Here is a 24395-nt window from a genome sequence, read left to right on the forward strand (position 1 = left end):
GTTTCCGACTCTATCAGATCCTTTCGGCGTCTGATTCCCAGTCAGCGGGATTTGTCTTTCCGGCTGTTGGGCCGTTCCGACGAGTGAGACTTTAGCGGATTCCCTGCCTCCGACGCTAATCGGGGGCTGCGTTCGGGTTTCGAACGCGGATTCCTCATTTCGCAAAAGCGCACGGAAAGCAGAACGGCACGGCAAAGCACCATCAGCTTCTGTGGATCTTGCGGGATGGCTGTCCGGGGCCGACCGGGGTCGGTGCTCACGTCGGACAACTCGGAGAACCTTACGGATCCGTCAATCCCGTGTCAACCCCGGTCCTCGGGCGTACGCTCTGCGCATGACTACGCGTGCGCACACCACCCAGTGGTGGGCCGCCTGACGGCGGCCCACCACTCGCGCATGCAGCAAGCGGCCGCCGATCCGGCGGCCGTTCGCGTATCCCCCTCCGGGAGCCGGCCGTCGGGTCGGCGCTCAGGAGAAGAGGGAGAACGAACGCGATGACGAGGATCTTCAGCGGGGTCAAGCCGACCGGGCATCTGACGCTGGGCAACTACCTCGGGGCCGTACGGCAGTGGGTCGAGGTCGACCAGTACAAGGCGGAGGCGCTGTTCAGCGTCGTCGATCTGCACGCGCTGACCGTGGAGCACGATCCGGCGCGGGTGCGGAGGCTCAGCCGTCAGGCGGCCACGCTCCTGCTCGCGGCGGGGCTCGATCCGAAGCGGTGCACCTTGTTCGTACAGAGTCATGTGGACGAGCACGCGCTGCTGTCGTACCTGCTCGAGTGCACCGCCACGGACGGCGAGCTGCGGCGGATGATCCAGTACAAGGAGAAGAGCGTCCAGGCGCGGGCCGCCGGTGAGGGCGTGCGGCTGTCGCTGCTGACGTATCCGGTGCTGATGGCGGCGGACATCCTGGCCTACGGGACCGACGAGGTGCCGGTGGGTGAGGACCAGACGCAGCACGTGGAGCTCACCCGGGACCTGGCGGTGCGGTTCAACCAGCGGTACGGCCACACGTTCACGGTGCCGCGGGCGACGCGGCCGGCGGTGGCGGCGCGGGTCATGGACCTTCAGGACCCCACGTCGAAGATGGGGAAGTCGCACGCGAACGGGGCCGGGATCGTCTATCTGCTCGACGACGCGGAGACCGTGCGGCGGAAGATCATGCGGGCCGTGACCGACAGCGGGCGGGACGTGGAGTACGACCGGGAGGGCAGGCCGGGGGTCGCGAACCTCCTCGATCTGCTGGCCGCCTCGACGGGTGGGAACCCCGAGGCGCTGGCCGGTGTATATGAAACGTACGGATCGTTGAAGAAGGACACGGCGGACGCGGTCGTCGAGCTGCTGAGGCCCCTGCGGGAGCGGCATGCCGAGCTCGCGGCGGACCCCGGCCATGTGGATCAGGTGCTACGGGACGGGGCCGTGCGGGCCCGGGAGACGGCGCGGCCCGTGGTGGATCGGGCCTATCGGGCGATCGGGTTGTTGCCCGCCGGGTGACGGAACGCGTTGCGATAGTCGCGCGGGCTGGTGGCGAGGTGCGAGGCGAAGTGCTGGCGCATCGTGACCTCGCTGCCGAAGCCCGCGCGGCGGGCCACCTCGGGGAGGGGATGGTCGGTGAGTTCGAGGAGTTTCTGGGCGGCGGCGACGCGCTGGGTGATGAGCCAGTGCAGGGGGGTGGTTCCGGTGGTGGCCTGGAAGTGGCGGGCGAAGGAGCGGGGTGACATGCCGGCGCGGGCGGCCAGGCTCGCGACGGTGTGGGGCTCGTCGAGGTGGGCGAGGGCGTGGGCGCGGATGTCGGCGAGGGCGTCGGCGTCGCGGTCCGCGCGGGGGGTGGGGTGCTCGATGAACTGGGCCTGGGTGCCGGTGCGGAAGGGGGCGGTGACCATCGCGCGGGCGATGGCGGCGGCTGCCTCGGCTCCGTGGGCGGTGCGGACGAGATGGAGGCAGAGGTCGATGCCGGCGGCGGTGCCGGCGGAGGTCCAGACGCCGGTGTCCTCGACGAAGAGGGCGTCGGGTTCGACCTGGATCGCGGGGTGGCGTTCGGCGAGCGTCGTGGCCAGGTGCCAGTGGGTGACGGCGCGGCGGCCGTCGAGGAGTCCGGCGCGGGCGAGGACGAACGCGCCGGCGCAGAGCGAAGCGACCGGGGTGCCCGCGGTGTGGGCGCGGCGGAGGGCGTCGAGCACCGGGGTCGGGACGTCGGTGTCGGGGTCCTCGATGCCGGGGACCAGGACGAGGTCGGTAGGGGTGAGGTCGTCGAGCCAGTCGAGCGGGCGGTCGGGGGTGAGGGAGAGACCGCCGCGCAGGGGGATGGGGGTGGCCGGGTCGGTGGCCGGCCTGCGGAGTTCGAAGGGCGGGACGCCGCGGAGGGTGCGGTCGCTGCCCCAGACCTCGGTGATGACGGAGACGTCGAAGGCGCGGATGCCCGGGAAGGAGAGGAGGGCGATGCGCTGGGGGCGGGGCGCGGAGGGCTGCGGCACGGACGGCATGGGTGGCAGTAAATCATCGATCGCTGTCATTCAACCCTCTGGGAGAGGGGTGCGGGCGACGGCAGGATCGTGGGCATGGAGATCGCGGAGAACGCAGCGCTGGTTGTCATCGACGTACAGAAGGGCTTCGAGGAGGAGTTCTGGGGGAAGCGGAACAACCCGGCCGCCGAGGGGAACATCGCGGCACTGATCGACCTGTGGCAGGAGACGGGGCGGCCGGTCGCGTTCGTGCGGCACGACTCGGTGGAGGGTTCGCGGTCGCCGCTGCGGGTGGGGTACGAGGGGAACGCGTTCAAGGACTTCGTCGAGGAGCGGCGCGGGAAGGGCGGTGGCCCTGAGCTGCTGGTGACGAAGACCGTGAACTCGGCCTTCTACGGGCAGCCGTCGCTGGACGGGTGGCTCACCGGGCTCGACGTGGTGCAGATCGTGATCGTCGGGATCCAGACGAACATGTGCAACGAGACCACCGCGCGGATGGGCGGGAACCTCGGGTACGAGGTGGTGTTCCCGCTGGACGCGATGCACACGTTCGATCTGGAGGGGCCGTTCGGCTGGTCGCGGAGCGCGGACGAGCTGTCGCAGGCGACGGCCGTGTCCCTGCACGGGGGGCGGTTCGCCACGGTGGTGACGACGGAGGAGGTCGTGAAGGGGGCGTCCGTCGGGGTCCGGTGACCCCGGGGGTCAGCTGTTGCCGGAGGCGAGTTCGCGGCTGCGGTCGCGGGCGGCTTCGAGGGCGGCGATGAGGGCCGCGCGGACGCCGTGGTTCTCCAGCTCGCGGATGGCGCTGATGGTGGTGCCGGCCGGGGAGGTGACGGCCTCGCGGAGCTTGACGGGGTGTTCGCCGCTGTCGCGGAGCATCACGGCGGCGCCGATGGCGGCCTGGACGATCAGGTCGTGGGCCTGGGCGCGGGGCAGGCCGAGGAGGATGCCGGCGTCGGTCATGGCCTCGACGAGGAAGTAGAAGTAGGCCGGGCCGGAACCGGAGAGGGCGGTGGCCGCGTCCTGCTGGGACTCGGGGACGCGGAGGGTCTTGCCGACGCCGCCGAAGATCTCCTCGGTGTGGGCGAGGTGCGCGGGGGTGGCGTGGCTGCCGGCGGAGATGACGGACATGCCTTCGTCGACCAGGACGGGGGTGTTGGGCATGACGCGGACGACCGGGGTGCCGGTGGTGAGGCGCTCCTCGATGAAGGAGGTGGGGATGCCGGCGGCGGCGCTGATGACGAGGCGGTCGGCGGTGACGTGGGGGGCCAGCTCGTCGAGCAGCCGGCCCATGTCCTGGGGCTTGACGGCCAGGATGAGGGTGTCGGCGCGCTTGGCGGCCTCGGCGTTGGTGACGGTCTCGACGCCGTAGCGGGCGCGGAGTTCCTCGGCGCGTTCGGAGCGGCGGGCGGTGACCAGGAGGTTCGCGGGGCGCCAGCCGGCGCGGATCATGCCGCTGAGGAGCGCTTCACCGATCTTGCCGGTGCCGAGGACTGCGACGGTCTGGGTCATGGCTCTGTTCACCTCGCCGGAGGGGGGTACGTGTGGTCATCCTTTCACCGGCGGGCCGGGTGGTGTGCGGGTGTCCGAGGGGCGGTCACGCGGTGCGACGGCGGAGGGTGGCGGCGCCGAGGCCGAGGACGAGGACGGCGCAGCCCGCGACGACGAGGGCGTCGCGGACGAAGTCGCCGGTGACGTCGGGGTGCCGGAGGACCTGGTTCATGCCGTCGACGGCGTACGACATGGGCAGGACGTCGGAGATCGCTTCTAGGGCGGGGGCCATGCGGTCGCGTGGAGTGAAGAGTCCGCAGAGGAGCAGCTGGGGGAAGATCACGGCCGGCATGAACTGGACGGCCTGGAACTCGGAGGCGGCGAAGGCGGAGACGAAGAGGCCGAGGGCGGTGCCGAGGAGGGCGTCGAGGAGGGCGACCAGGAGGAGGAGCCAGGGGGAGCCGATGACGTCGAGGCCGAGGAACCGGACGGCGAGGCCGGTGGCGAGGGCCGACTGGACGACGGCGAGGAGGCCGAAGGCGAGGGCGTAGCCGGCGATGAGGTCGGCCTTGCCGAGGGGCATGGCGAGGAGGCGTTCGAGGGTGCCGGAGGTGCGTTCGCGGAGGGTCGCGATGGAGGTCACCAGGAACATCGTGATGAGCGGGAAGATGCCGAGGAGTGAGGCGCCGATGTTGTCGAAGGTGCCCGGGCTTCCGTCGAAGACGAACCGCAGCAGGAAGAGCATCACGCAGGGGACGAGGAGCATCAGGGCGATCGAGCGCGGGTCGTGGCGGAGCTGACGCAGGACGCGGGCGGCGGTGGCGAGGGTGCGGGCGGGGCTCATGACCGGGGCTCCTCGTGGGCGGCTCGGGCGGCTGCGGCGTCGACGAGGCGGAGGAAGGCCTCTTCGACGGTGGCGGTGTCGTTGCGGTGGCGGAGGGCCTCGGGGGTGTCGTCGGCGAGGATCTCGCCCTCGCGCATGAGGAGGAGGCGGTGGCAGCGTTCGGCCTCGTCCATCACGTGGGAGGAGACGAGGAGGGTGGTGCCGCGGTCGGCGGCGATCTGGTGGAAGAGGTTCCACAGGTCGCGGCGGAGGACGGGGTCGAGGCCGACGGTGGGTTCGTCGAGGACGAGGAGTTCCGGGGTGCCGAGGAGGGCGACCGCGAGGGAGACGCGGCTGCGCTGGCCGCCGGAGAGGCGGCCGGCGAGGGAGTCGGCGTGCGAGGAGAGGTCGACGTCGTCGATGGCCCGGTCGACGGTGGCGCGGCGTTCCTGGCGGTGGGCGCGGCCGGGGAAGAGGACGGCGGCGAAGTAGTCGAGGTTCTGCCGGACGGTGAGGTCGTCGTAGACGGAGGGGGCCTGGGTGACGTAGCCGATGCGGGAGCGGAGGGTGGGGTCGCCGGCGGGGTGGCCGAGGACCCGCAGGGTGCCGCCGACGTGGGCCTGGGTGCCGACGATCGCGCGCATCAGGGTGGTCTTGCCGCAGCCCGAGGGGCCGAGGAGGCCGGTGATGCGGCCGGCGTGGACGGTGAAGTCGAGGCCGTGCAGGACGGTGCGGTCGCCTCGGACGGTGGTGAGTCCCTGTGCGGCGATGGCCGCGGCGGGCGGTTCGGCCGGGGGTGGCACGGGGGTGGTGGTGTCGGGCCTGGCCGCGGCCTGGTCGGCGGCCTCACCCACCGGGTAATTCATCATGCGATGAATAGTCCTCCCGGTGGTCCCGGCCGTCAAGCACCCGAAGGCGGGCTCCGGCGGTCGGTCGCGACCGGCCGGGAGGGCAGGACGAAGCCCCCGCGCCCGGCCCCCGGCAGGCATGACGAAGCCCCCGCGAGAAGGGATCTCGCGGGGGCTGTCGCCGACCGGCTGCGCCTGAGTGGGCCGCCTACTTGCGCTTGGGCTTCTTGCGGGCGGCCGGGTTGCCCGTACGGGTGCCGCGGCGCTTCTCGTACTGGGCAAGGGCCGTGTCGTACTCGGCGCGGCGGAGCCGCTCGCCCGGCGCCTCGACGAAGCAGCGGACGCAGTAGGCGAGGAGGGAGCCGATGAAGCCGATCGCCTTGAGGCTGCGCAGCGACTCCTCGCGGGCCGGGTCGGTGGGCCTGCGGCCGAAGCCCTCCCAGGTCTTGCGGAAGGCGATGGCGCTGCAGACCGCGAACATGAGGACGACCAGCATGTTGACGATGCCGCCGACAGCCGCGATCTCCAGGCCCTCGTAGGCGAAGCGCAGCACGAAGCAGGCCGCGACGGCGGCGGCCAGCGAGCCGACGGCCAGACCGACGCGGCGCAGCGTGTAGGCGCCGCTGTGGTCGACCCAGGTCGTGCCGAAGAAACGGATCTCTTCGGGCTGGGGCCCGGCAGGAGTCCTCCCGCCGGTCGGGCCGCCGGCCGGGCCGCCGGTGGTGCTGGGGGTCTGCTCTTCGTCGCTCACACTGTCGATTATCACCGGGGCGACGGAGGAGGGCCTCAGGCGCAGCGCGGTGCGACGAACCCGTCGCTGCCCGTGCGGACGTAGGCGTCGGAGATGTACTCGCCGGGCGCGATGTTGTCCCAGATCTTCGTGGTGCCGTACGGGCCGCTGATCCACTCGCCGTACTTCTGGCAGGAGATCGCCACAGTGGCGCCGAGCGGCAGTGCCCGGACGATCGGGTACTGGGTGCTCGGGCCCGAGCGCACGTTCACCCGGTAGCCGGGCGCGACCGTGTAGCGGGCGGCCGTGGCCGCCGTCGTCATCGTCTTGTTCTCGTCCGTGTCCATGGTGTTCTCCCCCTTGGCGCAAAAGCGCTCCGCCGAGTTTCACTCTCCGCGACGCGCAGGCTAGCAAGCCCCGCCGACTTCGTGGGGGCCATGGACTAGGCTCCGTCGGGTTCGCGCGGGTGCGCGCGAGTGACGGGGAACCACACGGGGGTGGGCGATGCCGCCGTTGCGCAATACCGGTGCCGACCGGAATGCGGAGCAGCCCGAGTACGCGGGCGACTACCGCCTCCAGGCATGTCTGGGCGCCGGCGGCATGGGCGTCGTGCACCTCGCCGCCTCCGCCTCCGGGCTGCGGCTCGCGGTCAAGGTCGTGCACGCACGGTATGCGGAGGACCCCGAGTTCAGGGCGCGTTTCCGCCAGGAGGTCGCGGCCGCCCGCCGGGTCAGCGGGGCCTTCACCGCGCCGGTCGTCGACGCCGACCCCGATGCCGTACGCCCCTGGATGGCCACCCTCTACGTCCCCGGGCCCACCCTCGCCGACCAGGTGAAGCGGAACGGCCCGCTGGCCCCGGCCGAGCTGCGCCGGCTCACCGCCGGGCTCGCCGAGGCCCTGCGCGACATCCACCGCGCGGGTGTCGTCCACCGCGACCTCAAGCCCAGCAACGTCCTGCTCACCGACACCGGCCCCAAGGTCATCGACTTCGGCATCTCGCGGCCGGTCGACAGCGATCTGCACACCGAGACGGGCAAGCTCATCGGCTCGCCGCCGTTCATGGCGCCCGAGCAGTTCCAGCGGCCGCGCGAGGTCGGCGCCGCAGCGGACGTCTTCGCGCTCGGCTCGGTCCTCGTCCACGCGGCCACCGGGCACGGCCCGTTCGACTCCGACAGCCCGTACATCGTGGCGTACCAGGTCGTCCACGACGAGCCCGATCTGTCGGGAGTACCGGCGGAGCTGGCGCCGCTCGTCGCGCGCTGCCTCGCCAAGGAGCCCGGCGAGCGCCCGACCCCGGACCAGATCATGTCGGCGCTGCTGCCTCCCTCGTACGCGGCGGAGGCCTTCATACCGGCGCAGCGGCGCCGGCCCGCGCTGCCGCACGGCGGGGAGCGTGCCCACGGCGAGCCCGGCCCCGCGCCCGCGTGGGACGCGGACACGCCCGTACGGGCGCCCGCGCCGGTCCCGCCCCGCCGCGGGCCGCGCCTCGGCCGGGTGCGGCTCAGGCCGCGCCTCACGCTCGCCGTGGCCGCCGCGCTCGCGCTCACCGGGGCCGGTGTGTACGCGGCCATGAGCTCCCCGGCCGGCGGCGGATCCGAGCCCCCCTCCCGCCCCGACGAGGTGGCCACCGCCTTCACCGGCTGGCACACCACCCTCCAGATGCACGGCCCCACCGCCGCGCCCGCGTGCACCCACGGCGGCGGCGCGCTGTACTGCGCGGCCCGCGGTGTCGGCCTCGCCCGGCTCGACCCCGTCACGGGGAAGGTCGTCTGGTCGCGCACCGGGCCCGTCGAGGCGGAGTCGCCGGTCGCCCCCTTCCTCCTCGGGGACGGCCTGGTCGGCGCGGCCGCCCCCGCCGACCCGCTGCGGGCCCACGCGGCCGCCGACGGCACCCCGGGCTGGACCGCCGGACCGTCGAAGCCCCCCGAGCTGTACGCGCCGGCCGGCTCCGCCGTCGTCCTGACCGACGGCCGGGGCGGGGTGCGGGCCGTCGGCAGCGTCGACGGGAAGGAGCTGTGGAGGCACGGACTGAAGGGCTTCACGACCCCGCGCCCGGGACCGTACGACGCCCCGTCCGGTCTGCTCACCGTCTCCGAGACCTCGGCCGACGGGACGCACACGCGCGTGGCCGCGATCGACCCCAGGACCGGCGAGCAGGCCTGGCAGCGGAACATGGCGGGCGACCTCGACCCGCTCGGTCGCACCGGCGACGGCGCGCTGATCCTCGCCGGCCGGTACCAGGCGTCGCTGTTCGACCGGCTGGTCGTCCTCGACCCCGGCGGCGGCCACGGAAGCGGCTCCGGCGGCTCGGTGCGCGAGCTGCCCCTGCCCCACCGGCTCGACGTCCGGGGTGTCGCCGTGCGGGGCACGGTCGTCCACCTCCTCGAAGCGGACGGGCACCTCACCGCCTTCGACACCGCGGCCCCCAAGGGGCGGGTGCTGTGGGAGCTGGAGACGGGCGCGGGGAACGTGTCCACGCCGGTCATGGGCCCCGGCGACCGGCTCTACTTCTCCGCCCAGGACGGGCGGCTGCTCGCCGTCGACACCGTGCGCGGGGCGCTGGTCGGCCAGACCAGGCCGCGGCTGCTCAACGGTCGGCTCGAGTACGCGCCCCTGGTGCCGCCGCCGGTGGTCGCGGGTGACCGGGTGTTCGGGACGGCTCCGGACGGATCGGTGTTCGCGGTGGACGCGCGCGACCCCGCCGCCTGGTGAACCCGGACCGACGCGGAACGGCGGGGAACGGGCGTCTCCGCCCGCTCCCCGCCGTCCCGGGTGCTGCCGTGCAGGCCGCCCGGTCCTGAGTGCAGGTCCTGAGTGCCGGTCCTGCCGTCCGGTCCCGCCGTCTCAGGTCCTAGAGCGTCCCGCCACGCCGGTGTCAGCCCAGCTTCGAGACGTCCCTGACCGCGCCCTTGTCGGCGCTCGTCGCCATCGCCGCGTACGCGCGCAGCGCCGCCGACACCTTGCGCTGCCGGTTCTTCGGCTCGTACACGCCGTTCAGCGCCTCGCGGCGGGCGGCCAGCGTGTCCTCGTCGACGAGGAGCTCGATGGAGCGGTTCGGGATGTCGATGCGGATCCGGTCGCCGTCCTCGACGAGGGCGATCGTGCCGCCCGAGGCCGCCTCCGGCGACGCGTGGCCGATGGACAGGCCGGACGTGCCGCCCGAGAAGCGTCCGTCGGTGACCAGCGCACAGGTCTTGCCCAGGCCGCGCCCCTTGAGGAAGGAGGTCGGGTAGAGCATCTCCTGCATGCCGGGGCCGCCGCGCGGGCCCTCGTAGCGGATGACGACCACGTCGCCGTCCGTGACCTGCTTGTTGAGGATCTTCTCGACGGCCTCGTCCTGCGACTCGCAGACCACGGCCGGGCCCTCGAAGGTCCAGATCGACTCGTCGACGCCGGCCGTCTTCACGACGCACCCGTCGGCGGCGAGGTTGCCGTGCAGCACGGCGAGGCCGCCGTCCTTGGAGTACGCGTGGGCCGCGTCGCGGATGCAGCCGCCGGCCGCGTCCACGTCGAGCGCCTCCCAGCGCTCGGACTGCGAGAAGGCGGTCGCCGAGCGCACGCAGCCGGGGGCCGCGTGCCACATCTCGACGGACTCGTCGGTCGGGGAGCCGCCGCGCACGTCCCAGGCGTCCAGCCACTCCTTGATGGAGCGGGAGTGGACGGAGTGGACGTCCTCGTTGAGGAGACCGGCGCGGTAGAGCTCGCCGAGGATGGCCGGGATGCCGCCCGCCCGGTGCACGTCCTCCATGTAGTACGTGCGGTCCTTGGCGACGTTCGGGGCGACCTTGGCCAGGCAGGGCACCCGGCGCGAGACCTCGTCCATGTCCGTCAGGCCGTAGTCGAGCTCGGCCTCCTGGGCGGCGGCGAGCAGGTGCAGGATCGTGTTGGTCGAGCCGCCCATGGCGATGTCGAGGGCCATGGCGTTCTCGAAGGCCGCGCGGGTCGCGATCGAGCGCGGCAGGACGGAGGCGTCGTCCTCGTCGTAGTAGCGACGGGTGATGTCGACGACCGTGCGGGCCGCGTTCTCGTACAGCGCCTTGCGGCCGGTGTGGGTGGCGAGCAGCGAGCCGTTGCCCGGCAGGGAGAGGCCGATGGCCTCGGTCAGGCAGTTCATCGAGTTGGCGGTGAACATGCCGGAACAGGAGCCGCAGGTCGGGCAGGCGTTCTCCTCGATGCGGGCGATGTCCTCGTCCGAGATCTTCGGGTTCACCGCGTCGGAGATCGCGTCGACCAGGTCGAGCGTGCGGACCGTGCCGTCGACCAGGGTCGCCCGGCCGGACTCCATCGGGCCGCCGGAGACGAAGACCGTCGGGATGTTGAGGCGCAGGGCGGCCATCAGCATGCCGGGGGTGATCTTGTCGCAGTTGGAGATGCAGATCAGGGCGTCGGCGCAGTGGGCCTCGACCATGTACTCCACGCTGTCCGCGATCAGGTCGCGGGAGGGCAGCGAGTAGAGCATGCCGCCGTGGCCCATGGCGATGCCGTCGTCGACGGCGATCGTGTTGAACTCGCGCGGGATGGCGCCGGCGGCCGTGATGGCCTCCGAGACGATCCGGCCGACGGGCTGCAGATGGGTGTGGCCCGGGACGAACTCCGTGAAGGAGTTGGCGACCGCGATGATCGGCTTCCGGCCGATGTCCGCGCCGGGTACACCGGAGGCGCGCATAAGGGCGCGTGCGCCCGCCATGTTGCGGCCGTGGGTGACTGTGCGGGACCTCAGCTCGGGCATCGTCGCTCGCTCCTCAGTGATGGGGGTGCTTGCTTTCGAGCGTACGCCGACGGACCAAGATCTGGACAGCGCGTCCGTATGGCGGACATGCTGTTCAGCTTTCGGTCATCGGCCGCCCGGTGGGGCTCAGGGGGTGTCTTGTCGATCAGGCCGGATCAGGGAGCGGGGTCTGGTGCGTGCGATCGCAAGGCGGAGGAGGGAGTCAACGCGGAGCGTTGGTGACCGACGACAACGCGGCGAGCGTGCGTGCCAGACCCCGCGAGCCCGGCCTGATCGACAAGACACCCCCTAGGCCTCCGTCAGGTAGCGCTGGAGGGTCGGGGCGACCATGGCCACGATCTCCTCCGGGTCCACCGAGGCCATCGGCTCGACCTGGATCACATACCGCAGGATCGCGATCCCGATCATGTGGGAGGCGGCGAGTTCCGCGCGGAACCTGGGGTCCGGTACGTCGAGCTCGTCCGCGATCCGCTCCAGGAGCCGCCGCAGGACGAAGGTCCTGAGCACCTTGGCCGCCGCCTCGTGGGTGAGCGCGGAGCGGACGATCGCGAGGAGCGGGGCGCGGCTGACCGGGTTCTCCCAGACGCCGATGAAGAAGCGGGCGAGGCGTTCGCCGATGGTCTCGCGGGGGCCGCCGACGATGGCCGGGACGACCGTGGCGGGCTCGAAGGAGACCTCGATCGCCGCGGCGAAGACCTCGTCCTTCGTGCCGAAGTAGTGGTGGACGAGGGCCGCGTCGACGCCTGCCGCCTTGGCGATGCCGCGGACCGAGGTCTTGTCGTAGCCGCGCTCCGCGAACTGGGCGCGGGCCGCCTCCAGGATCCGCTCCCGCGCGCCCGGCCCGCTCTCCTCCTCGGTACGGGACGGGCGGCCGCGCCTGCGGGGGGCCGGTTCGGTCACGGGCGGGGCACCCGGGAGGGACGGGTGGCCGCGGAGGCGAGGTGGAGCCGGGTGAAGGCCAGGGCCTCGGCGAGGTCGGCCTCGCGTTCGGCGGCTGACATCGCGCGGCGGGTGTTGACCTCGATGACGACGTGGCCGTCGAAGCCGGTGCGCGCGAGGCGCTCCAGGAGCTCGGCGCAGGGCTGCGTGCCGCGCCCCGGGACCAGGTGCTCGTCCTTGGCGGAGCCCTTGCCGTCGGCGAGGTGGACGTGGCCGAGCCGGTCGCCCATGCGGTCGATCATCGCGAGGGCGTCGGTGCGGGCGGTCGCGGTGTGCGAGAGGTCGACGGTGAAGTGCCGGTAGTCGTCCTTGGTGACGTCCCACTCGGGGGCGTACGCGAGCATCTCGCGGTCCTTGTACCGCCACGGGTACATGTTCTCGACGGCGAACCGCACGTCGGTCTCGTCCGCCATCCGCCAGATGCCGGTGACGAAGTCCTTGGCGTACTGGCGCTGCCAGCGGAACGGCGGGTGCACGACGACCGTCGACGCGCCGAGGCTCTCGGCCGCGGCCCGGGCGCGCTGGAGCTTGACCCACGGGTCGGTGGACCAGACGCGCTGGGTGATGAGGAGGCAGGGGGCGTGCACGGCCAGGATCGGGACCTGGTGGTAGTCGGAGAGCCGGCGCAGTGCCTCGACGTCCTGGCTGACCGGATCGGTCCACACCATGACCTCGACACCGTCGTAACCGAGGCGCGCGGCGATCTCGAAGGCCGTCGCCGTCGACTCCGGATAGACCGAGGCCGTCGACAGGGCGACCTTCGCATCCGGGATGCGCACCACTGGTTCTGCCACGGAGACAGGGTACGGGGCCCGTCGGGGGGCCGGGGGGTGGTTCCGGTCACGCCCGGCCGGGGCACGCGGGCGTGCGCGGGGGTGCGGACGGCGCGCGTGACGGGGGCTTTGGTGGAGGGCTGTGAGCGGGGGGCCATGACGGGGGCTTTCCTGCCTGTGCGGACCGAGGGGGCTTCGCGTACGCCCCGCCTGTCGGCCCCGGCCCTCGTGCGCCCTACGCCCCCCGTGTGCGCGTCTACGCCTCCGGCAGGTGGTCCAGGCGGCGCAGGATGACGCCCTCGCGCAGGGCCCAGGGGCAGATCTCCAGCTCCTCCACGCCGAGGAGGTCCATCGCGCCCTCCGCCACCATGGCGCCCGCGAGGAGCTGTCCGGCGCGGCCCTCCGAGACGCCCGGCAGGGCGGAGCGCTCGGGAACGGTCATGCCGGCGAGGCGCGGCACCCACTCCTCCAGGGACGCGCGGGTCAGGATCCGCTCGACGTACAGGCCCTCCCCCGAGCCGGGGGCGCCGGCGATCCTCGCCAGCTGCTTGAAGGTCTTGGAGGTCGCCACGACGTGGTCGGGCCGGCCGGCGCGGCTGAACTCGCCGACCGTACGGGCGATCTGCGCGCGCACATGGCGGCGGAGCGCCTTGACGTCGGCCGCGTCGGCCGGGTCGCCCGGCAGCCAGCCGGCGGTCAGCCGTCCCGCGCCGAGCGGCAGGGAGACCGCCGTGTCGGGGTCCTCGTCGATGCCGTACGCGACTTCGAGGGAGCCGCCCCCGATGTCGAGGAGGAGCAGCTTGCCCGCGGACCAGCCGAACCAGCGGCGGGCCGCGAGGAAGGTGAGCCGGGCCTCCTCCTCGCCGGTGAGGACCTGGAGGTCGACGCCCGTCTCGTCCTTCACGCGCGCGAGGACGGCGTCCGCGTTGGTCGCCTCGCGGACGGCGGAGGTCGCGAACGGGAGCACCTCCTCGCAGCCCTTGTCCTCGGCGGCGAGCAGCGCGTCCCGGACGGTCGCGATGAGCCGCTCGACGCCGAAGGGCGCGATCGCGCCCTTCTCGTCGAGAAGTTCGGCGAGCCGCAGCTCCGCCTTGTGGGAATGGGCGGGCAGCGGCCGGGCGCCGGGGTGGGCGTCCACCACCAGGAAGTGCACCGTGTTCGAACCGACGTCGAGGACTCCGAGTCTCATGGGCGGAACGCTACTGCGCCGACCCGCATACGCTTGGACTTGTGCCAAAGACGAAAAAGGCGAAACCGGGCAAAGACAGTGCGGTCAAGAGCGCCAAGAAGCGGGGCAGGGACGTGGAGCCGGACGAGAAGGGCCTGGACTTCGCGCGCGCGTGGGTCGAGTTTCCCGACCCGGCCGACGAGGAGCAGATCTTCCGCTGCGACCTGACCTGGCTGACCTCGCGCTGGTCGTGCGTCTTCGGCAGCGGCTGCCAGGGCATCCAGGCGGGGCGGGCCGACGACGGCTGCTGCACGCTGGGCGCGCACTTCTCCGACGAGGACGACGAGAAGCGGGTCGCGACGCACGTGGCGCGCCTCACGCCGGAGCTGTGGCAGTTCCACGACGTCGGTACGGAGTCGGGCTGGACCCAGCTCGACGAGGACGGCGACCGGCAGACCCGGCGCTGGGAGGGCTCCTGCATCTTCCAGAACCGTCCGGGGTTCGCGGGCGGCGCGGGCTGCTCGCTGCACATCCTGGCCCTGAAGGAGGGCAAGGAGCCGCTGGAGACGAAGCCGGACGTCTGCTGGCAGCTGCCGGTGCGGCGCACGTACGACTGGATCGAGCGGCCCGACGACACGAAGGTCCTCCAGGTGTCGATCGGTGAGTACGACCGGCGGGGCTGGGGTCCGGGCGGTCACGACCTGCACTGGTGGTGCACGTCGGCGACGTCGGCGCACGGGGCCGGGGAGCCGGTCTACGTCACGTATCGGCCCGAGCTCACCGAGATGATGGGCCAGGAGGCGTACGAGGTCCTGGTCGGGCTGTGCGAGGCGCGTCTCTCCTCGCAGCTGCCGCTGGTGGCACCGCACCCGGCCGACCCGAAGGGCTAGCTCACCGAAGGGCCGGTGCTTCGAAGGGCCGGTGTCGCGAAGGGCCGGTGCCTCGCTCGAAGCGCCGGTGCCGGCCCGGGTTCCCGTCTGGTGCCGGCCCGGGGGCCTCTGGCCGTGCCGGGCCCGACTCGCGCCAGGCTCCCCCGCCCCCTCCCTCCGCCCTGTTCAGGACGACGAGGGCGGGGGTGGTTCCTCGGTCGTCGGGGGCGGGGTGGTCGGTTCCGTCGGGCCCGGGTCGGTCGTCGGAGGCGGCTCCTCCGTGGTCGGCGGCGGGGTCGTCGGCTCCGTGGTCGGCGGGCTCGTCGGCGGGTCGGTCGGCTCGGTCGTCGGAGGCGGCTCCTCCGTGGTCGGCGGCGGGGTCGTCGGCTCCGTCGTGGGCGGGCTCGTCGGCGGGGTGGTGGGCTCGGTCGTGGTCGGCGGGGGTGTCACCGGGTCGACGACGACCGGCGGCGGCGCGGTCTCCCCGCGTCCGTCGATCCTGACCACCGCACCGGAGGGGTTCACCCCGATCCGGGCGCTCCACGCACCCCCCGGTTCACGGCCGTGGTCGACGCGGACGGTGACGGTGATCGTCTCGCCCGGGCGGAGGGTGCCGGAGGCCCGGCTCACGTACAGCCAGGGCGCGTCCGTCCACAGCGACCAGTCGACGGGGGAACCGCCGGAGGCGGTGAGCGTGAGCAGGGTCAGGTCGCCGTGGCCGCGTGCGGAGACCGTGATCCAGCCGGCACCGGGTTCCCCCGGTGCGCCGGGGCCCGAGGGGCCGGTGGGGCCGCCGGGGCTGAGCACCTCGACGGAGACGTCGGGGGCGCGGCTGCCGCGGGTGAAGCGGGGCTCGGGGGTGGTGCGGGCGTTGCCCGCGTTCTCGTAGTGGTCGTACGGGCGTCCGTCGGGGCCGTCCGGTTCGTCCGCCTCGCGCGCGCTGATCCGGGATCCGTCGCGGGCGCCGGTGTCGGCGACCGGGGTGCCCCGGTAGGAGGTCCACAGGGCGAGGACGGGCGCGGCGACCACGGCCGCGACGACGGTGGTCGTCACCGCGCGGGCCCGCAGCCGGTCGCGGCGGGCCACATGGTCCTTGGGGTCCATCGGGAAGCCGGTGGGCGAGAAGCGCGGGGCGCCGGCACGCGCGCGGGGGACGTGCAGCATCGCCATGTACGCGGCGGCCCTGGGCGCCTCGACGAGCGGCAGCCGGGCCTGCGGCAGCGCGGCGGCGCCGGGCCAGGGGCCGGCGGCGCCCACGCGCTCGGCGGCCTTCCGGCAGCGGGGGCAGTCGTCGACGTGCCGGACGAGTTCCGCGCGCAGGGCGGCCGACAGCAGGACCTGGTGGTCGCCGGTGAGCCGGGCCACGGTGGGGCAGCTGCCCGTCTCGACGACGGCGAGGGCGGCGCGGGTGCGCTCGACCTCGCAGCCGGCGGTGGCGAGGAGCTCGCGGGCGGCGAGCGGGTCGAGGGAGAGCACGGCGGCGACCTGCCGGTGGCTGAGGCCGTGCCGTACGGCCAGCTCCAGGGCCTCGCGCTGCTCGGGTGTGGTGCCGGCGGCCTCGGGCCAGGCGAGCCGGGCGAGTTCGGTGCGGCGCCGCTCGGCGGTCTCCTCCGGGACCCGGGGCGGCTCGGGGGCGGTGACGGCGGGGCGCCCGGTGTGGGCGCCCTGGCGTCGGCGGCGCTGCTCGCCGAGGCTGCGCAGGCACGCCCAGCGGGCGAGGGCGTACAGCCAGGCCGTGCGGCCGTCCTCGTCCGAGGGGCAGCGGCCGTGGTGGCGCTCGGCGACGGCGAGGACGTCGCCGAGGACGGCGGTGGCCGTGTCGTGGTCGCAGAGCACGGAGAGGCAGTACGTGAAGAGGCCGTCGAGGGCGGCCTCGTACCGGGCGGGGGGCCTCCGGCCGAGCGTGCGCGGTCCCTGGTCCGTGGCGCGGTGCGCCGCCCGGTGTGCGCCGGTGGTGCGTGCGGGGGAGTCCAGCCTGCTGCTCGTCACCGGTCGACCGTAGGCAGCGCGGGGGGCGCTTTTCGTACCGGTTGCGTTCTTCTCATTCTTACGGGTGAAGGTATCGCTCGAAAGGGGACAGGAATCTGACATTCCGAGGGCCTGTGGAGACCCGGCGTCGGCTGTCGGTGGGTGCCGCTACGGTGGCGACATGGCTGCCCGTACGAAATCGACCAAGGACCGGCCGTCCTACCGCTGCACCGAGTGCGGCTGGCAGACGGCCAAGTGGCTCGGCCGCTGCCCCGAGTGCCAGGCCTGGGGGACGGTCGAGGAGTACGGCGCGCCCGCCGTCCGGACGACCGCGGCCGGCCGGGTCTCCACCGCCGCGCTCCCCATCGGGCAGGTCGACGGACGGCAGGCGACCGCCCGCTCGACCGGCGTCGACGAGCTGGACCGGGTCCTCGGCGGAGGCCTGGTGCCCGGCGCCGTCGTGCTGCTCGCGGGCGAACCGGGCGTCGGCAAGTCCACGCTCCTGCTCGACGTGGCGGCCAAGGCGGCCAGCGACGAGCACCGCACGCTCTACGTCACCGGCGAGGAGTCCGCGAGCCAGGTGCGGCTGCGCGCCGACCGGATCAACGCCCTCAGCGACCATCTGTACCTCGCCGCCGAGACCGACCTGTCGGCCGTCCTCGGGCACCTCGACGCCGTGAAGCCCTCGCTGCTGATCATGGACTCGGTGCAGACCGTCGCCTCCCCCGAGATCGACGGCGCGCCCGGCGGCATGGCCCAGGTGCGCGAGGTCGCGGGCGCGCTCATCCGCGCCTCCAAGGAGCGCGGCATGTCCACGCTGCTCGTCGGCCACGTCACGAAGGACGGGGCGATCGCCGGTCCCCGGCTCCTGGAGCACCTGGTCGACGTCGTGCTGAGCTTCGAGGGCGACCGGCACGCGCGCCTGCGGCTGGTCCGGGGCGTGAAGAACCGGTACGGGGCGACCGACGAGGTCGGCTGCTTCGAACTCCACGACGAGGGCATCACGGGCCTCGCCGACCCCTCCGGGCTCTTCCTGACCCGGCGTGACGTGGCCGTGCCGGGCACCTGCCTGACGGTCACCCTGGAGGGCCGCCGCCCGCTGGTCGCCGAGGTCCAGTCGCTGACCGTGGACAGCCAGATCCCGTCCCCGCGCCGGACCGTCTCCGGTCTGGAGACCTCCCGGGTCTCGATGATGCTGGCGGTCCTGGAGCAGCGCGGCCGGATCAGCGCGCTGGGCAAGCGGGACATCTACAGCGCGACCGTGGGCGGCGTGAAGCTCACCGAGCCCGCCGCCGACCTGGCGATCGCGCTCGCGCTCGCCTCCGCGGCGAGCGACACCCCGCTGCCGAAGAACCTGGTGGCGATCGGCGAGGTCGGCCTCGCCGGCGAGGTCCGGCGGGTGACCGGCGTCCAGCGCCGGCTCGCCGAGGCGCACCGGCTGGGCTTCACGCACGCGCTGGTCCCCTCGGACCCGGGCAAGGTGCCGGCCGGCATGAAGGTGACGGAGGTCGCGGACATGGGCGACGCGCTGCGGGTGCTCCCGCGCGGCCGCCGCGCGAAGGCGCCGGAGGGTGCGGAGAAGTAGCCGGGGCGGCGAAGCGGTGGACATGGTGGCGGCTCGGGCGGGTGGCTCGGCCCCTCCTCGGAGGGTCCGGCCGGAGGGACCCGGAGCGGTCGACGCCGAATGTTCACACCGAGCGGACGGTTCGCTCCGTACGCTTCGCAAAGACGCGGAGGGTTAGGTCCGTGTCGGGGCGGGGACGCCTTTCGGACCACCGCGATCGGTCGGGGGCGGAGGGCGGCGGGGTGGTGTCGCTAGACTTTGCCCTGGTCTCGCCCATCCGTACGAGCCGGAGGAGTGCAGTGGCAGCCAAGGACGGGGCAGCAGCTCCTGGAAAGTCCGGCGCGGGCTCCGGCAACGAAGCGCTGATGCGCGCCGCGCTGAGCGCCGTCGCGCCCGGCACCGCGCTGCGTGACGGCCTGGAGCGGATCCTCCGCGGCAACACGGGCGGTCTCATCGTGCTGGGCCTCGACAAGACGGTCGACTCGATGTGCACCGGCGGTTTCGTGCTGGACGTCGAGTTCGCCGCCACGCGCCTGCGCGAGCTGTGCAAGCTCGACGGCGCGCTCGTCCTCGACAAGGACATCACCAAGATCCACCGGGCGGGCGTCCAGCTCGTTCCCGACGCCTCGATCCCCACCGACGAGACCGGCACCCGGCACCGCACGGCGGACCGGGTCTCCAAGCAGTGCAACTTCCCGGTCGTCTCCGTCTCCCAGTCGATGCGGCTGATCGCGCTGTACGTGGACGGTGAGCGCCGGGTCCTGGAGGAGTCGGCCGCGATCCTGTCCCGGGCGAACCAGGCGCTCGCGACCCTGGAGCGGTACAAGCTCCGGCTCGACGAGGTGGCCGGCACGCTCTCCGCGCTGGAGATCGAGGACCTGGTCACGGTCAGGGACGTCACCGCCGTCGCGCAGCGGCTCGAGATGGTCCGCCGGATCGCCACCGAGATCGCCGAGTACGTGGTCGAGCTCGGCACGGACGGACGGCTCCTCTCGCTCCAGCTGGACGAGCTGATCGCGGGCGTGGAGCCGGAGCGCGAGCTGGTCATCCGGGACTACGTGCCGGAGCCGACGGCGAAGCGCTCGCGGACGGTCGCGGAGGCGCTCACCGAGCTGGACGCGCTGACCCACACCGAGCTGCTCGAACTTCCGGTCGTGGCGCGGGCCCTGGGCTACAGCGGCTCGCCCGAGACCCTGGACTCCGCCGTCTCGCCGCGCGGCTACCGGCTCCTCGCCAAGGTGCCGCGGCTGCCGGGCGCCATCATCGAGCGGCTCGTGGAGCACTTCGGCGGGCTGCAGAAGCTGCTCGCGGCCAGTGTCGACGACCTCCAGACCGTGGACGGCGTCGGCGAGGCCCGCGCCCGCAGCGTGCGCGAGGGCCTGTCCCGGCTGGCGGAGTCCTCGATCCTGGAGCGGTACGTCTAGGACGTACCGCCGAAGGCCCGGGACGTACCGCCGATCGCCCGGAAACGTACCGGCGATGGCCCGGGACGTACGGCCGTAGGCCCGGAACGTACGGCCGTAGGCCCGGGACGTACGGTCCCGCGAGCCGCGGACGCCTTCCTCCCGGCCCGTCCTCACCGAGGGCCGGACGGGCCCCGAGGCCTTTCCTCCCGGCCGGTTCTCGCCAACGACCGGCCGGCCCGGAGGCCCTCCTCCCGGCCCGTTCAGTCCTTGGCGAGCGTGAACGACGCCGCGAGCACCTTCGCGCCCGGCATCGTCGCCTCCACGAGGTAGGTGCCGGGGGCCGCCTGGCCCGCCGGGGCGGTGGCGCACTGCGGGGCGCTGCGCCCGCGGTCCCACTCCACGGTGTGGGTGACGGTGGCGCCCGCGGGGACGCGCAGCAGGACCGGGTCTCCGGGGCGCGGGCAGTCCGCGGAGGACCAGACCTCGTCGTCCTGCCGGTCGCTGATCGTCAGAACGGCGGCGCGGGGTCCGAAGTCGGCCTTGCAGGCGGCCTTCGAGGTGTTCCTGGCCACGAGGTGGAAGCGGGGCTTCTCCCCCGCCTCATAGCTGACCTTGGCGCTGCGGAGCGTCAACTGCAGTGCTCCGGCAGGGCAGTTCGGGAGCGGGGAGTCGGCCGGGACCTGCTGTCCCGCACCGGTGCCCGCGCCTCCGTCGCCGCCCGCGCCGTCGGTGTCGCCGTTCTTGCCGCCGCCGTCGGTTCCGGCGGCCGTCCCCGCGTCCGCGCCGGCGTCGCCCGATCCCGGGTCCGTGCCGGAGCCGGCCGAGTCGCCCGCTCCCGCGGTGCCGCCGGTGGTGTCACCGCTGTCGCCGGAGCCGCCGGAGTCGCCCGACTCGTCGCGTCCGCCCGGCTGTTGGCTGATCGCGTCCCCGGTGCCCGAGGGGCCCGGAGTGATCGAGGGAGGGGAGGAGGAAGCGCCGTTGGCCCCGTCGTTCGCCTTCTTCCCACCTCCGCCGCCGGAGGTCAGGGCCCAGACGGCGAGGAGCGCGAGAACCGCCACCAGGCACGCCGCCACCGCCCTCCGTCGCCAGTAGATGGTGGAGGGAAGCGGCCCGACCGGATTGCGCAAAGATCCCACGACCGAACCTTACGAGAGATCGGGCCCAACTCCCGCCCCACCCGCCGCCCGAGACATCAAGTTTTGCCGATGATCACATCCGTCGGTTCCGGGAACTTTTCCCGGAACGGTGCTCCGGAGCGCGCTCGGCCCCACCCGAAACCGGCGGGAACCGGAGCGAATCGCGAACACCCCCACTTTCGTCGGGGGTCGCTCTGGCCGTTGGCCCGGGGCGACGCACTCCGGATTCCGGTTAGCGTCTTTCACCATGAACACCCTCCTCGACCTCTCCGACCGGCTCTATCTCGATGTCGCCGACTTCGCCCACGCGACCCCCCACTGGTTCCAGTGGCTCGCCGAGGTCTGGACCGAGGCCGGACTCCTCTTGTTCGGCGCGCTGTTCCTGGCCGGCTGGTGGCGCTCCCGCGAAGGATCGAGCCGGACGATGGCGCTCGCGCTGCTCGCCCCGCTCGCCACGGCGTTCGGGTACGTGCTGAGCGAGTCGCTGAAGTCGCTGGTCGACGAGGACCGTCCGTGCCGTGCCGTCCTCGGAGCGCCCGACTCGCTCATCACGTGCCCGCCGTACGGCGACTGGTCCTTCCCCAGCAACCACTCGGCCATCGCCGGCGCGGCCGCGATCGCGCTGGCCCTCTCCTGGCGCGGGATGGCCTGGCTGACCGTGCCGATGGCGCTCCTCATGGCGTTCTCCCGGGTCTTCGTCGGCGTGCACTACCCGCACGACGTGACCGTCGGTCTGCTCCTCGGCGGTCTGGTCGCCTTCCTCGTCATGCGGGCGGCGGTGCGGCCGGTGGGCGCCCTGGTTGAGACGGCCCGGTCGAGCCGGAGCTCCGCCGTGGTCTGGTGCGCGGGGCGCGGGCCCCGGGCTCACGCCCCCGCGCGCGCCGAGGACACTCCGCGCGCCCGCCACGGCGCGTACTGATCACGTCGGGGACGTGCCAGGATCGGAGGTGCCATGACTTCCATCGACGCTCCTCTCACGCCTGCCGCCCCCGCCGCCGCCGAAGCCCGCGGGGCCCTGGACGACGCCGAGGTCCCCGCGGCCTCCGCGGCCTTCGAGGCCCCCGCCCTTCCCGCGCCCCCCGCCGAGCTGCACGGGCCCGTCCTCGCCTGGTTCGACCGGCACGCCCGCGACCTGCCCTGGCGCCACCCCGAGGCCGGGGCCTGGGGTGTCATGGTCAGCGAGTTCATGCTCCAGCAGACGCCCGTCGTCCGGGTGCTCCCGGTGTACGAGCAGTGGCTCGCGCGCTGGCCGCGCCCCGCCGACCTGGCCGCCGACGCCCCCGGTGAGGCGGTCCGCGCCTGGGGCCGGCTCGGCTATCCCCGCCGGGCCCTGCGGCTGCACGCGGCGGCCGTGGCCATAAAGGAACGGCACGGCGGCGACGTACCGCGCGATCACGGGCAGCTGCTCGCGCTGCCCGGCATCGGCGAGTACACGGCGGCCGCGGTGGCCTCCTTCGCGTACGGGCAGCGGCACGCCGTCCTGGACACCAATGTGCGCCGGGTCTTCGCCCGGGCGGCGACGGGCGTCCAGTACCCGCCGAACGCGACGACGGCCGCGGAGCGCCGGCTCGCCCGCGCGCTGCTGCCGGCGGACGAGGCGACGGCCTCGCGCTGGGCCGCCGCCTCGATGGAGCTGGGCGCGCTCGTGTGCACGGCGAAGAACGAGGACTGCGGGCGCTGCCCGATCTCCGGGCAGTGCGCCTGGCGGCTCGCGGGGAAGCCCGCGCACGACGGCCCGCCGCGCCGCGGCCAGACGTACGCCGGGACCGACCGGCAGGTCCGGGGCCGGCTCCTGGCGGTGCTGCGGGAGTCGACCGAACCGGTGGCGCAGGCGGTCCTGGACCAGGTCTGGGACGAGCCGGTGCAGCGGGCCAGGGCCCTGGACAGCCTGGTCGCCGACGGCCTGGTCGAACCCCTGGACGACGGGCTCTACCGGCTGCCCGTGGCCTGAGCCGGACGCCTCCCGCCCCTCGCCCCGCTGTTACACAACCGATGGGTAGCCGTGCGTCCACCGACGGCTGCCCCGCACAGCCCCGTGACAACCGCTCCGTAGCGTCATCGACGACACGAGGAACGAAGCAGGTCACGGGGTTCGGAGGCGGTTCGGATGAGGCATGGCGAGGTGCTCGATTTCGAGGAGTACGTACGCACGCGGCAGGACGCGCTGCTGCGCAGTGCACGTCGTCTCGTGGCCGACCCCGTCGACGCCCAGGACCTCCTGCAGACGGCGCTCGCCCGGACCTACGGCCGCTGGGACGGCATCGCCGACAAGTCCCTGGCCGACGCCTACCTCCGCCGGGTCATGATCAACACCCGCACCGAGTGGTGGCGCTCCCGCAAGCTCGAAGAGGTGCCCACCGAGCAGCTGCCCGACGCCTGCGTCGACGACCCGACCGAGCAGCACGCCGACCGGGCCCTCCTCATGGACATCCTGAAGGTCCTCGCGCCGAAGCAGCGCAGCGTCGTCGTCCTGCGGCACTGGGAACAGATGAGCACCGAGGAGACGGCGGCGGCGCTCGGCATGTCGACCGGTACGGTGAAGTCGACGCTCCACCGGGCGCTCGCCCGGCTCCGCCAGGAGCTGGAGAGCCGCGATCTCGACGCCCGCGCCCTGGGGCGGACCGGAGAGCGGACGAGCGTACGAGGCGACGAACGGGGGCGGGAGCGGTGCGCGGCCTAGACGGCGAAGCCGACGGCAGAAGACACGACGGCAGAGGACACGACGGCAGAGGACACGACGCCGAAGGCGACAGCGGCGGCGGCCCCGGCGGCGACGACCGGTACGGAACCGGGCGTCGCCGCCGGCGCCGTACCGCCAAGGCGGCGAGCATCACGGCGACGGCCGGGCTCGTCGCCGTCGGGCTGTCCATGGCCGCCTGCTCCACCGGCGGCACCGGCTCCCGGGACGAGGGAGCGGCCGCCACCAGGGACGTGGCCGCGGCGCCCACCCCCTCGCCCTCGGCCGAAGGCGACCTCCGGTCCGCCGAGCGGGTGGACCCGATCGAGCTGCTCAAGGCCGATCCGAAGATCGAGGACCGGTTCAAGACCGATCTGAAGCCCTGTGTCGCGGACGCGTACCCGGTCGACGCCTCGTACGGGAACCTCACGAACTCGCCCGCGCCCGACGTCGTCGTCAACGTGATGACCTGCGGTGACGCCGTCGGCATCGGCACGTACGTCTACCGCAAGCAGAGCGACCGGTACGAGAACGTGTTCATGGCGGAGGACGCCGCCGTCTACGCCACGATCGACCGGGGCGAGCTCGTCGTCACCAAGCAGGTCTACGCGAAGGGCGACCCGGTCGCGTACCCCTCGGGCGAGGACGTGATCACGTACCGCTGGTCGGGGAACAGGTTCACCCAGCACGACTGGGTGCACAACGACTACAGCCGGGCCGTCGGCGACGGCGAGGCCGTCGAGCCCGAGCCGAGCGAGCCCCCCGCCAACTGAGCCGCATCCCCCACCCGCTGGCGGCATCCCCCACCCGCAG

General features: G+C 73.3%; 22 protein-coding genes. 10 read left to right on the plus strand and 12 right to left on the minus strand.

Annotated features, from left to right (window positions below; all coding sequences use genetic code 11):
• The first annotated feature begins 494 nt into the window (after window positions 1-494).
• Window positions 495-1493 (plus strand): tryptophan--tRNA ligase, encoded by a 999-nt coding sequence (trpS, locus tag AMK27_RS16260; RefSeq protein WP_073907743.1) that lies wholly within the window; start codon window positions 495-497, stop codon window positions 1491-1493.
• Here trpS and AMK27_RS16265 read toward each other — a convergent pair.
• Window positions 1460-2482, minus strand: a complete 1023-nt coding sequence (locus AMK27_RS16265; RefSeq protein ID WP_073907747.1) for a GlxA family transcriptional regulator — start codon at window positions 2480-2482, stop codon at window positions 1460-1462. The two genes, trpS and AMK27_RS16265, sit on opposite strands and share 34 nt — an antisense overlap.
• A gap of 75 nt (window positions 2483-2557) precedes the next feature.
• On the opposite strand from AMK27_RS16265, the gene AMK27_RS16270 reads away from it, so the two are divergent.
• Window positions 2558-3154: a cysteine hydrolase family protein gene (locus AMK27_RS16270; RefSeq protein ID WP_073907750.1), complete on the plus strand. Its 597-nt coding sequence runs from the start codon at window positions 2558-2560 to the stop codon at window positions 3152-3154.
• A 9-nt stretch (window positions 3155-3163) separates the two neighbouring features.
• Here the strand turns inward: AMK27_RS16270 and proC are convergent, their stop codons facing one another.
• From proC to AMK27_RS16295, 5 genes are all read right to left on the minus strand, one after another.
• A complete protein-coding gene (gene proC / locus AMK27_RS16275; RefSeq protein ID WP_073907753.1) occupies window positions 3164-3973 on the minus strand; it encodes a pyrroline-5-carboxylate reductase in 810 nt (269 codons plus the stop codon).
• An 85-nt stretch (window positions 3974-4058) separates the two neighbouring features.
• Window positions 4059-4796 carry an ABC transporter permease gene (locus tag AMK27_RS16280; protein ID WP_073907756.1) on the minus strand — a complete coding sequence of 246 codons (738 nt, stop codon included), beginning with the start codon at window positions 4794-4796 and terminating at the stop codon, window positions 4059-4061.
• Window positions 4793-5644: an ABC transporter ATP-binding protein gene (locus AMK27_RS16285; protein WP_073907759.1), complete on the minus strand. Its 852-nt coding sequence runs from the start codon at window positions 5642-5644 to the stop codon at window positions 4793-4795. Before AMK27_RS16285 ends, AMK27_RS16280 begins: the two co-directional genes overlap by 4 nt.
• Before the next feature lie 187 nt (window positions 5645-5831).
• Window positions 5832-6374, minus strand: coding sequence for a hypothetical protein (locus AMK27_RS16290; RefSeq protein ID WP_073907763.1), 543 nt, complete (start codon window positions 6372-6374; stop codon window positions 5832-5834).
• 35 nt (window positions 6375-6409) lie between these two features.
• Window positions 6410-6700, minus strand: a complete 291-nt coding sequence (locus AMK27_RS16295) for an SH3 domain-containing protein (RefSeq protein ID WP_073907766.1) — start codon at window positions 6698-6700, stop codon at window positions 6410-6412.
• Between the two features lie 157 nt (window positions 6701-6857).
• Between AMK27_RS16295 and AMK27_RS16300 the strand changes: the two genes are divergently transcribed.
• Window positions 6858-9065 carry a protein kinase domain-containing protein gene (locus AMK27_RS16300; RefSeq protein ID WP_073907769.1) on the plus strand — a complete coding sequence of 736 codons (2208 nt, stop codon included), beginning with the start codon at window positions 6858-6860 and terminating at the stop codon, window positions 9063-9065.
• Between the two features lie 163 nt (window positions 9066-9228).
• On the opposite strand, the gene ilvD is transcribed toward AMK27_RS16300, so the two are convergent.
• The 4 genes from ilvD to AMK27_RS16320 all read right to left on the minus strand — a co-directional run bounded on the left by ilvD (window position 9229) and on the right by AMK27_RS16320 (window position 13983).
• A complete protein-coding gene (gene ilvD, locus AMK27_RS16305) occupies window positions 9229-11082 on the minus strand; it encodes a dihydroxy-acid dehydratase (protein WP_073907772.1) in 1854 nt (617 codons plus the stop codon).
• Between the two features lie 288 nt (window positions 11083-11370).
• Window positions 11371-11982, minus strand: a complete 612-nt coding sequence (locus tag AMK27_RS16310) for a TetR/AcrR family transcriptional regulator (RefSeq protein WP_073907775.1) — start codon at window positions 11980-11982, stop codon at window positions 11371-11373.
• A complete protein-coding gene (locus AMK27_RS16315) occupies window positions 11979-12815 on the minus strand; it encodes a sugar phosphate isomerase/epimerase family protein (protein ID WP_073907778.1) in 837 nt (278 codons plus the stop codon). Before AMK27_RS16315 ends, AMK27_RS16310 begins: the two co-directional genes overlap by 4 nt.
• A 235-nt stretch (window positions 12816-13050) precedes the next feature.
• Window positions 13051-13983 (minus strand): Ppx/GppA phosphatase family protein, encoded by a 933-nt coding sequence (locus AMK27_RS16320; protein WP_073907781.1) that lies wholly within the window; start codon window positions 13981-13983, stop codon window positions 13051-13053.
• A 41-nt stretch (window positions 13984-14024) separates the two neighbouring features.
• Between AMK27_RS16320 and AMK27_RS16325 the strand changes: the two genes are divergently transcribed.
• The gene (locus AMK27_RS16325) at window positions 14025-14852 is read left to right on the plus strand and encodes a hypothetical protein (protein ID WP_073907784.1); all 828 of its coding nucleotides are present in this window, start codon (window positions 14025-14027) and stop codon (window positions 14850-14852) included.
• A gap of 165 nt (window positions 14853-15017) precedes the next feature.
• Here the strand turns inward: AMK27_RS16325 and AMK27_RS16330 are convergent, their stop codons facing one another.
• Window positions 15018-16820, minus strand: a complete 1803-nt coding sequence (locus tag AMK27_RS16330; RefSeq protein WP_073907787.1) for a BACON domain-containing protein — start codon at window positions 16818-16820, stop codon at window positions 15018-15020.
• A gap of 160 nt (window positions 16821-16980) precedes the next feature.
• On the opposite strand from AMK27_RS16330, the gene radA reads away from it, so the two are divergent.
• Window positions 16981-18384, plus strand: coding sequence for a DNA repair protein RadA (gene radA / locus AMK27_RS16335; protein WP_073907790.1), 1404 nt, complete (start codon window positions 16981-16983; stop codon window positions 18382-18384).
• Window positions 18385-18662: 278 nt separating this feature from the next.
• A complete protein-coding gene (disA, locus tag AMK27_RS16340) occupies window positions 18663-19787 on the plus strand; it encodes a DNA integrity scanning diadenylate cyclase DisA (RefSeq protein WP_073907793.1) in 1125 nt (374 codons plus the stop codon).
• A gap of 242 nt (window positions 19788-20029) precedes the next feature.
• Here the strand turns inward: disA and AMK27_RS16345 are convergent, their stop codons facing one another.
• A complete protein-coding gene (locus AMK27_RS16345) occupies window positions 20030-20905 on the minus strand; it encodes a hypothetical protein (RefSeq protein WP_073907796.1) in 876 nt (291 codons plus the stop codon).
• 247 nt (window positions 20906-21152) lie between these two features.
• Between AMK27_RS16345 and AMK27_RS16350 the strand changes: the two genes are divergently transcribed.
• The 4 genes from AMK27_RS16350 (at window position 21153) to AMK27_RS16365 (ending at window position 24355) form a co-directional block, all read left to right on the plus strand.
• On the plus strand, window positions 21153-21824 hold the full coding sequence (locus tag AMK27_RS16350; RefSeq protein WP_073907801.1) for a phosphatase PAP2 family protein: 672 nt from the start codon (window positions 21153-21155) through the stop codon (window positions 21822-21824).
• Window positions 21825-21857: 33 nt separating this feature from the next.
• Window positions 21858-22856: an A/G-specific adenine glycosylase gene (locus tag AMK27_RS16355; protein WP_241847521.1), complete on the plus strand. Its 999-nt coding sequence runs from the start codon at window positions 21858-21860 to the stop codon at window positions 22854-22856.
• A 156-nt stretch (window positions 22857-23012) separates the two neighbouring features.
• Complete coding sequence (locus tag AMK27_RS16360; RefSeq protein ID WP_073907804.1) at window positions 23013-23585, plus strand: SigE family RNA polymerase sigma factor; 573 nt, start codon at window positions 23013-23015, stop codon at window positions 23583-23585.
• Window positions 23573-24355 (plus strand): hypothetical protein, encoded by a 783-nt coding sequence (locus AMK27_RS16365; RefSeq protein WP_073907807.1) that lies wholly within the window; start codon window positions 23573-23575, stop codon window positions 24353-24355. The genes AMK27_RS16360 and AMK27_RS16365 overlap by 13 nt, the downstream gene beginning before the upstream one ends.
• Window positions 24356-24395 lie beyond the last annotated feature (40 nt).

Origin of the sequence: Streptomyces sp. CB02009, from assembly GCF_001905825.1 — a bacterium.
Lineage (GTDB): Bacteria > Actinomycetota > Actinomycetes > Streptomycetales > Streptomycetaceae > Streptomyces.

Coding starts and splice junctions, on each gene's coding strand:
- AMK27_RS16280 (WP_073907756.1), bottom strand. CDS start 4,796: ATGAGCCCCGCCCGCACCCTCGCCACCGCCGCCCGCGTCCTGCGTCAG.
- trpS (WP_073907743.1), top strand. CDS start 495: ATGACGAGGATCTTCAGCGGGGTCAAGCCGACCGGGCATCTGACGCTG.
- AMK27_RS16285 (WP_073907759.1), bottom strand. CDS start 5,644: ATGATGAATTACCCGGTGGGTGAGGCCGCCGACCAGGCCGCGGCCAGG.
- ilvD (WP_073907772.1), bottom strand. CDS start 11,082: ATGCCCGAGCTGAGGTCCCGCACAGTCACCCACGGCCGCAACATGGCG.
- AMK27_RS16320 (WP_073907781.1), bottom strand. CDS start 13,983: ATGAGACTCGGAGTCCTCGACGTCGGTTCGAACACGGTGCACTTCCTG.
- AMK27_RS16300 (WP_073907769.1), top strand. CDS start 6,858: ATGCCGCCGTTGCGCAATACCGGTGCCGACCGGAATGCGGAGCAGCCC.
- proC (WP_073907753.1), bottom strand. CDS start 3,973: ATGACCCAGACCGTCGCAGTCCTCGGCACCGGCAAGATCGGTGAAGCG.
- AMK27_RS16265 (WP_073907747.1), bottom strand. CDS start 2,482: ATGCCGTCCGTGCCGCAGCCCTCCGCGCCCCGCCCCCAGCGCATCGCC.
- AMK27_RS16295 (WP_073907766.1), bottom strand. CDS start 6,700: ATGGACACGGACGAGAACAAGACGATGACGACGGCGGCCACGGCCGCC.
- AMK27_RS16350 (WP_073907801.1), top strand. CDS start 21,153: ATGAACACCCTCCTCGACCTCTCCGACCGGCTCTATCTCGATGTCGCC.
- AMK27_RS16360 (WP_073907804.1), top strand. CDS start 23,013: ATGAGGCATGGCGAGGTGCTCGATTTCGAGGAGTACGTACGCACGCGG.
- AMK27_RS16270 (WP_073907750.1), top strand. CDS start 2,558: ATGGAGATCGCGGAGAACGCAGCGCTGGTTGTCATCGACGTACAGAAG.
- AMK27_RS16355 (WP_241847521.1), top strand. CDS start 21,858: ATGACTTCCATCGACGCTCCTCTCACGCCTGCCGCCCCCGCCGCCGCC.
- radA (WP_073907790.1), top strand. CDS start 16,981: ATGGCTGCCCGTACGAAATCGACCAAGGACCGGCCGTCCTACCGCTGC.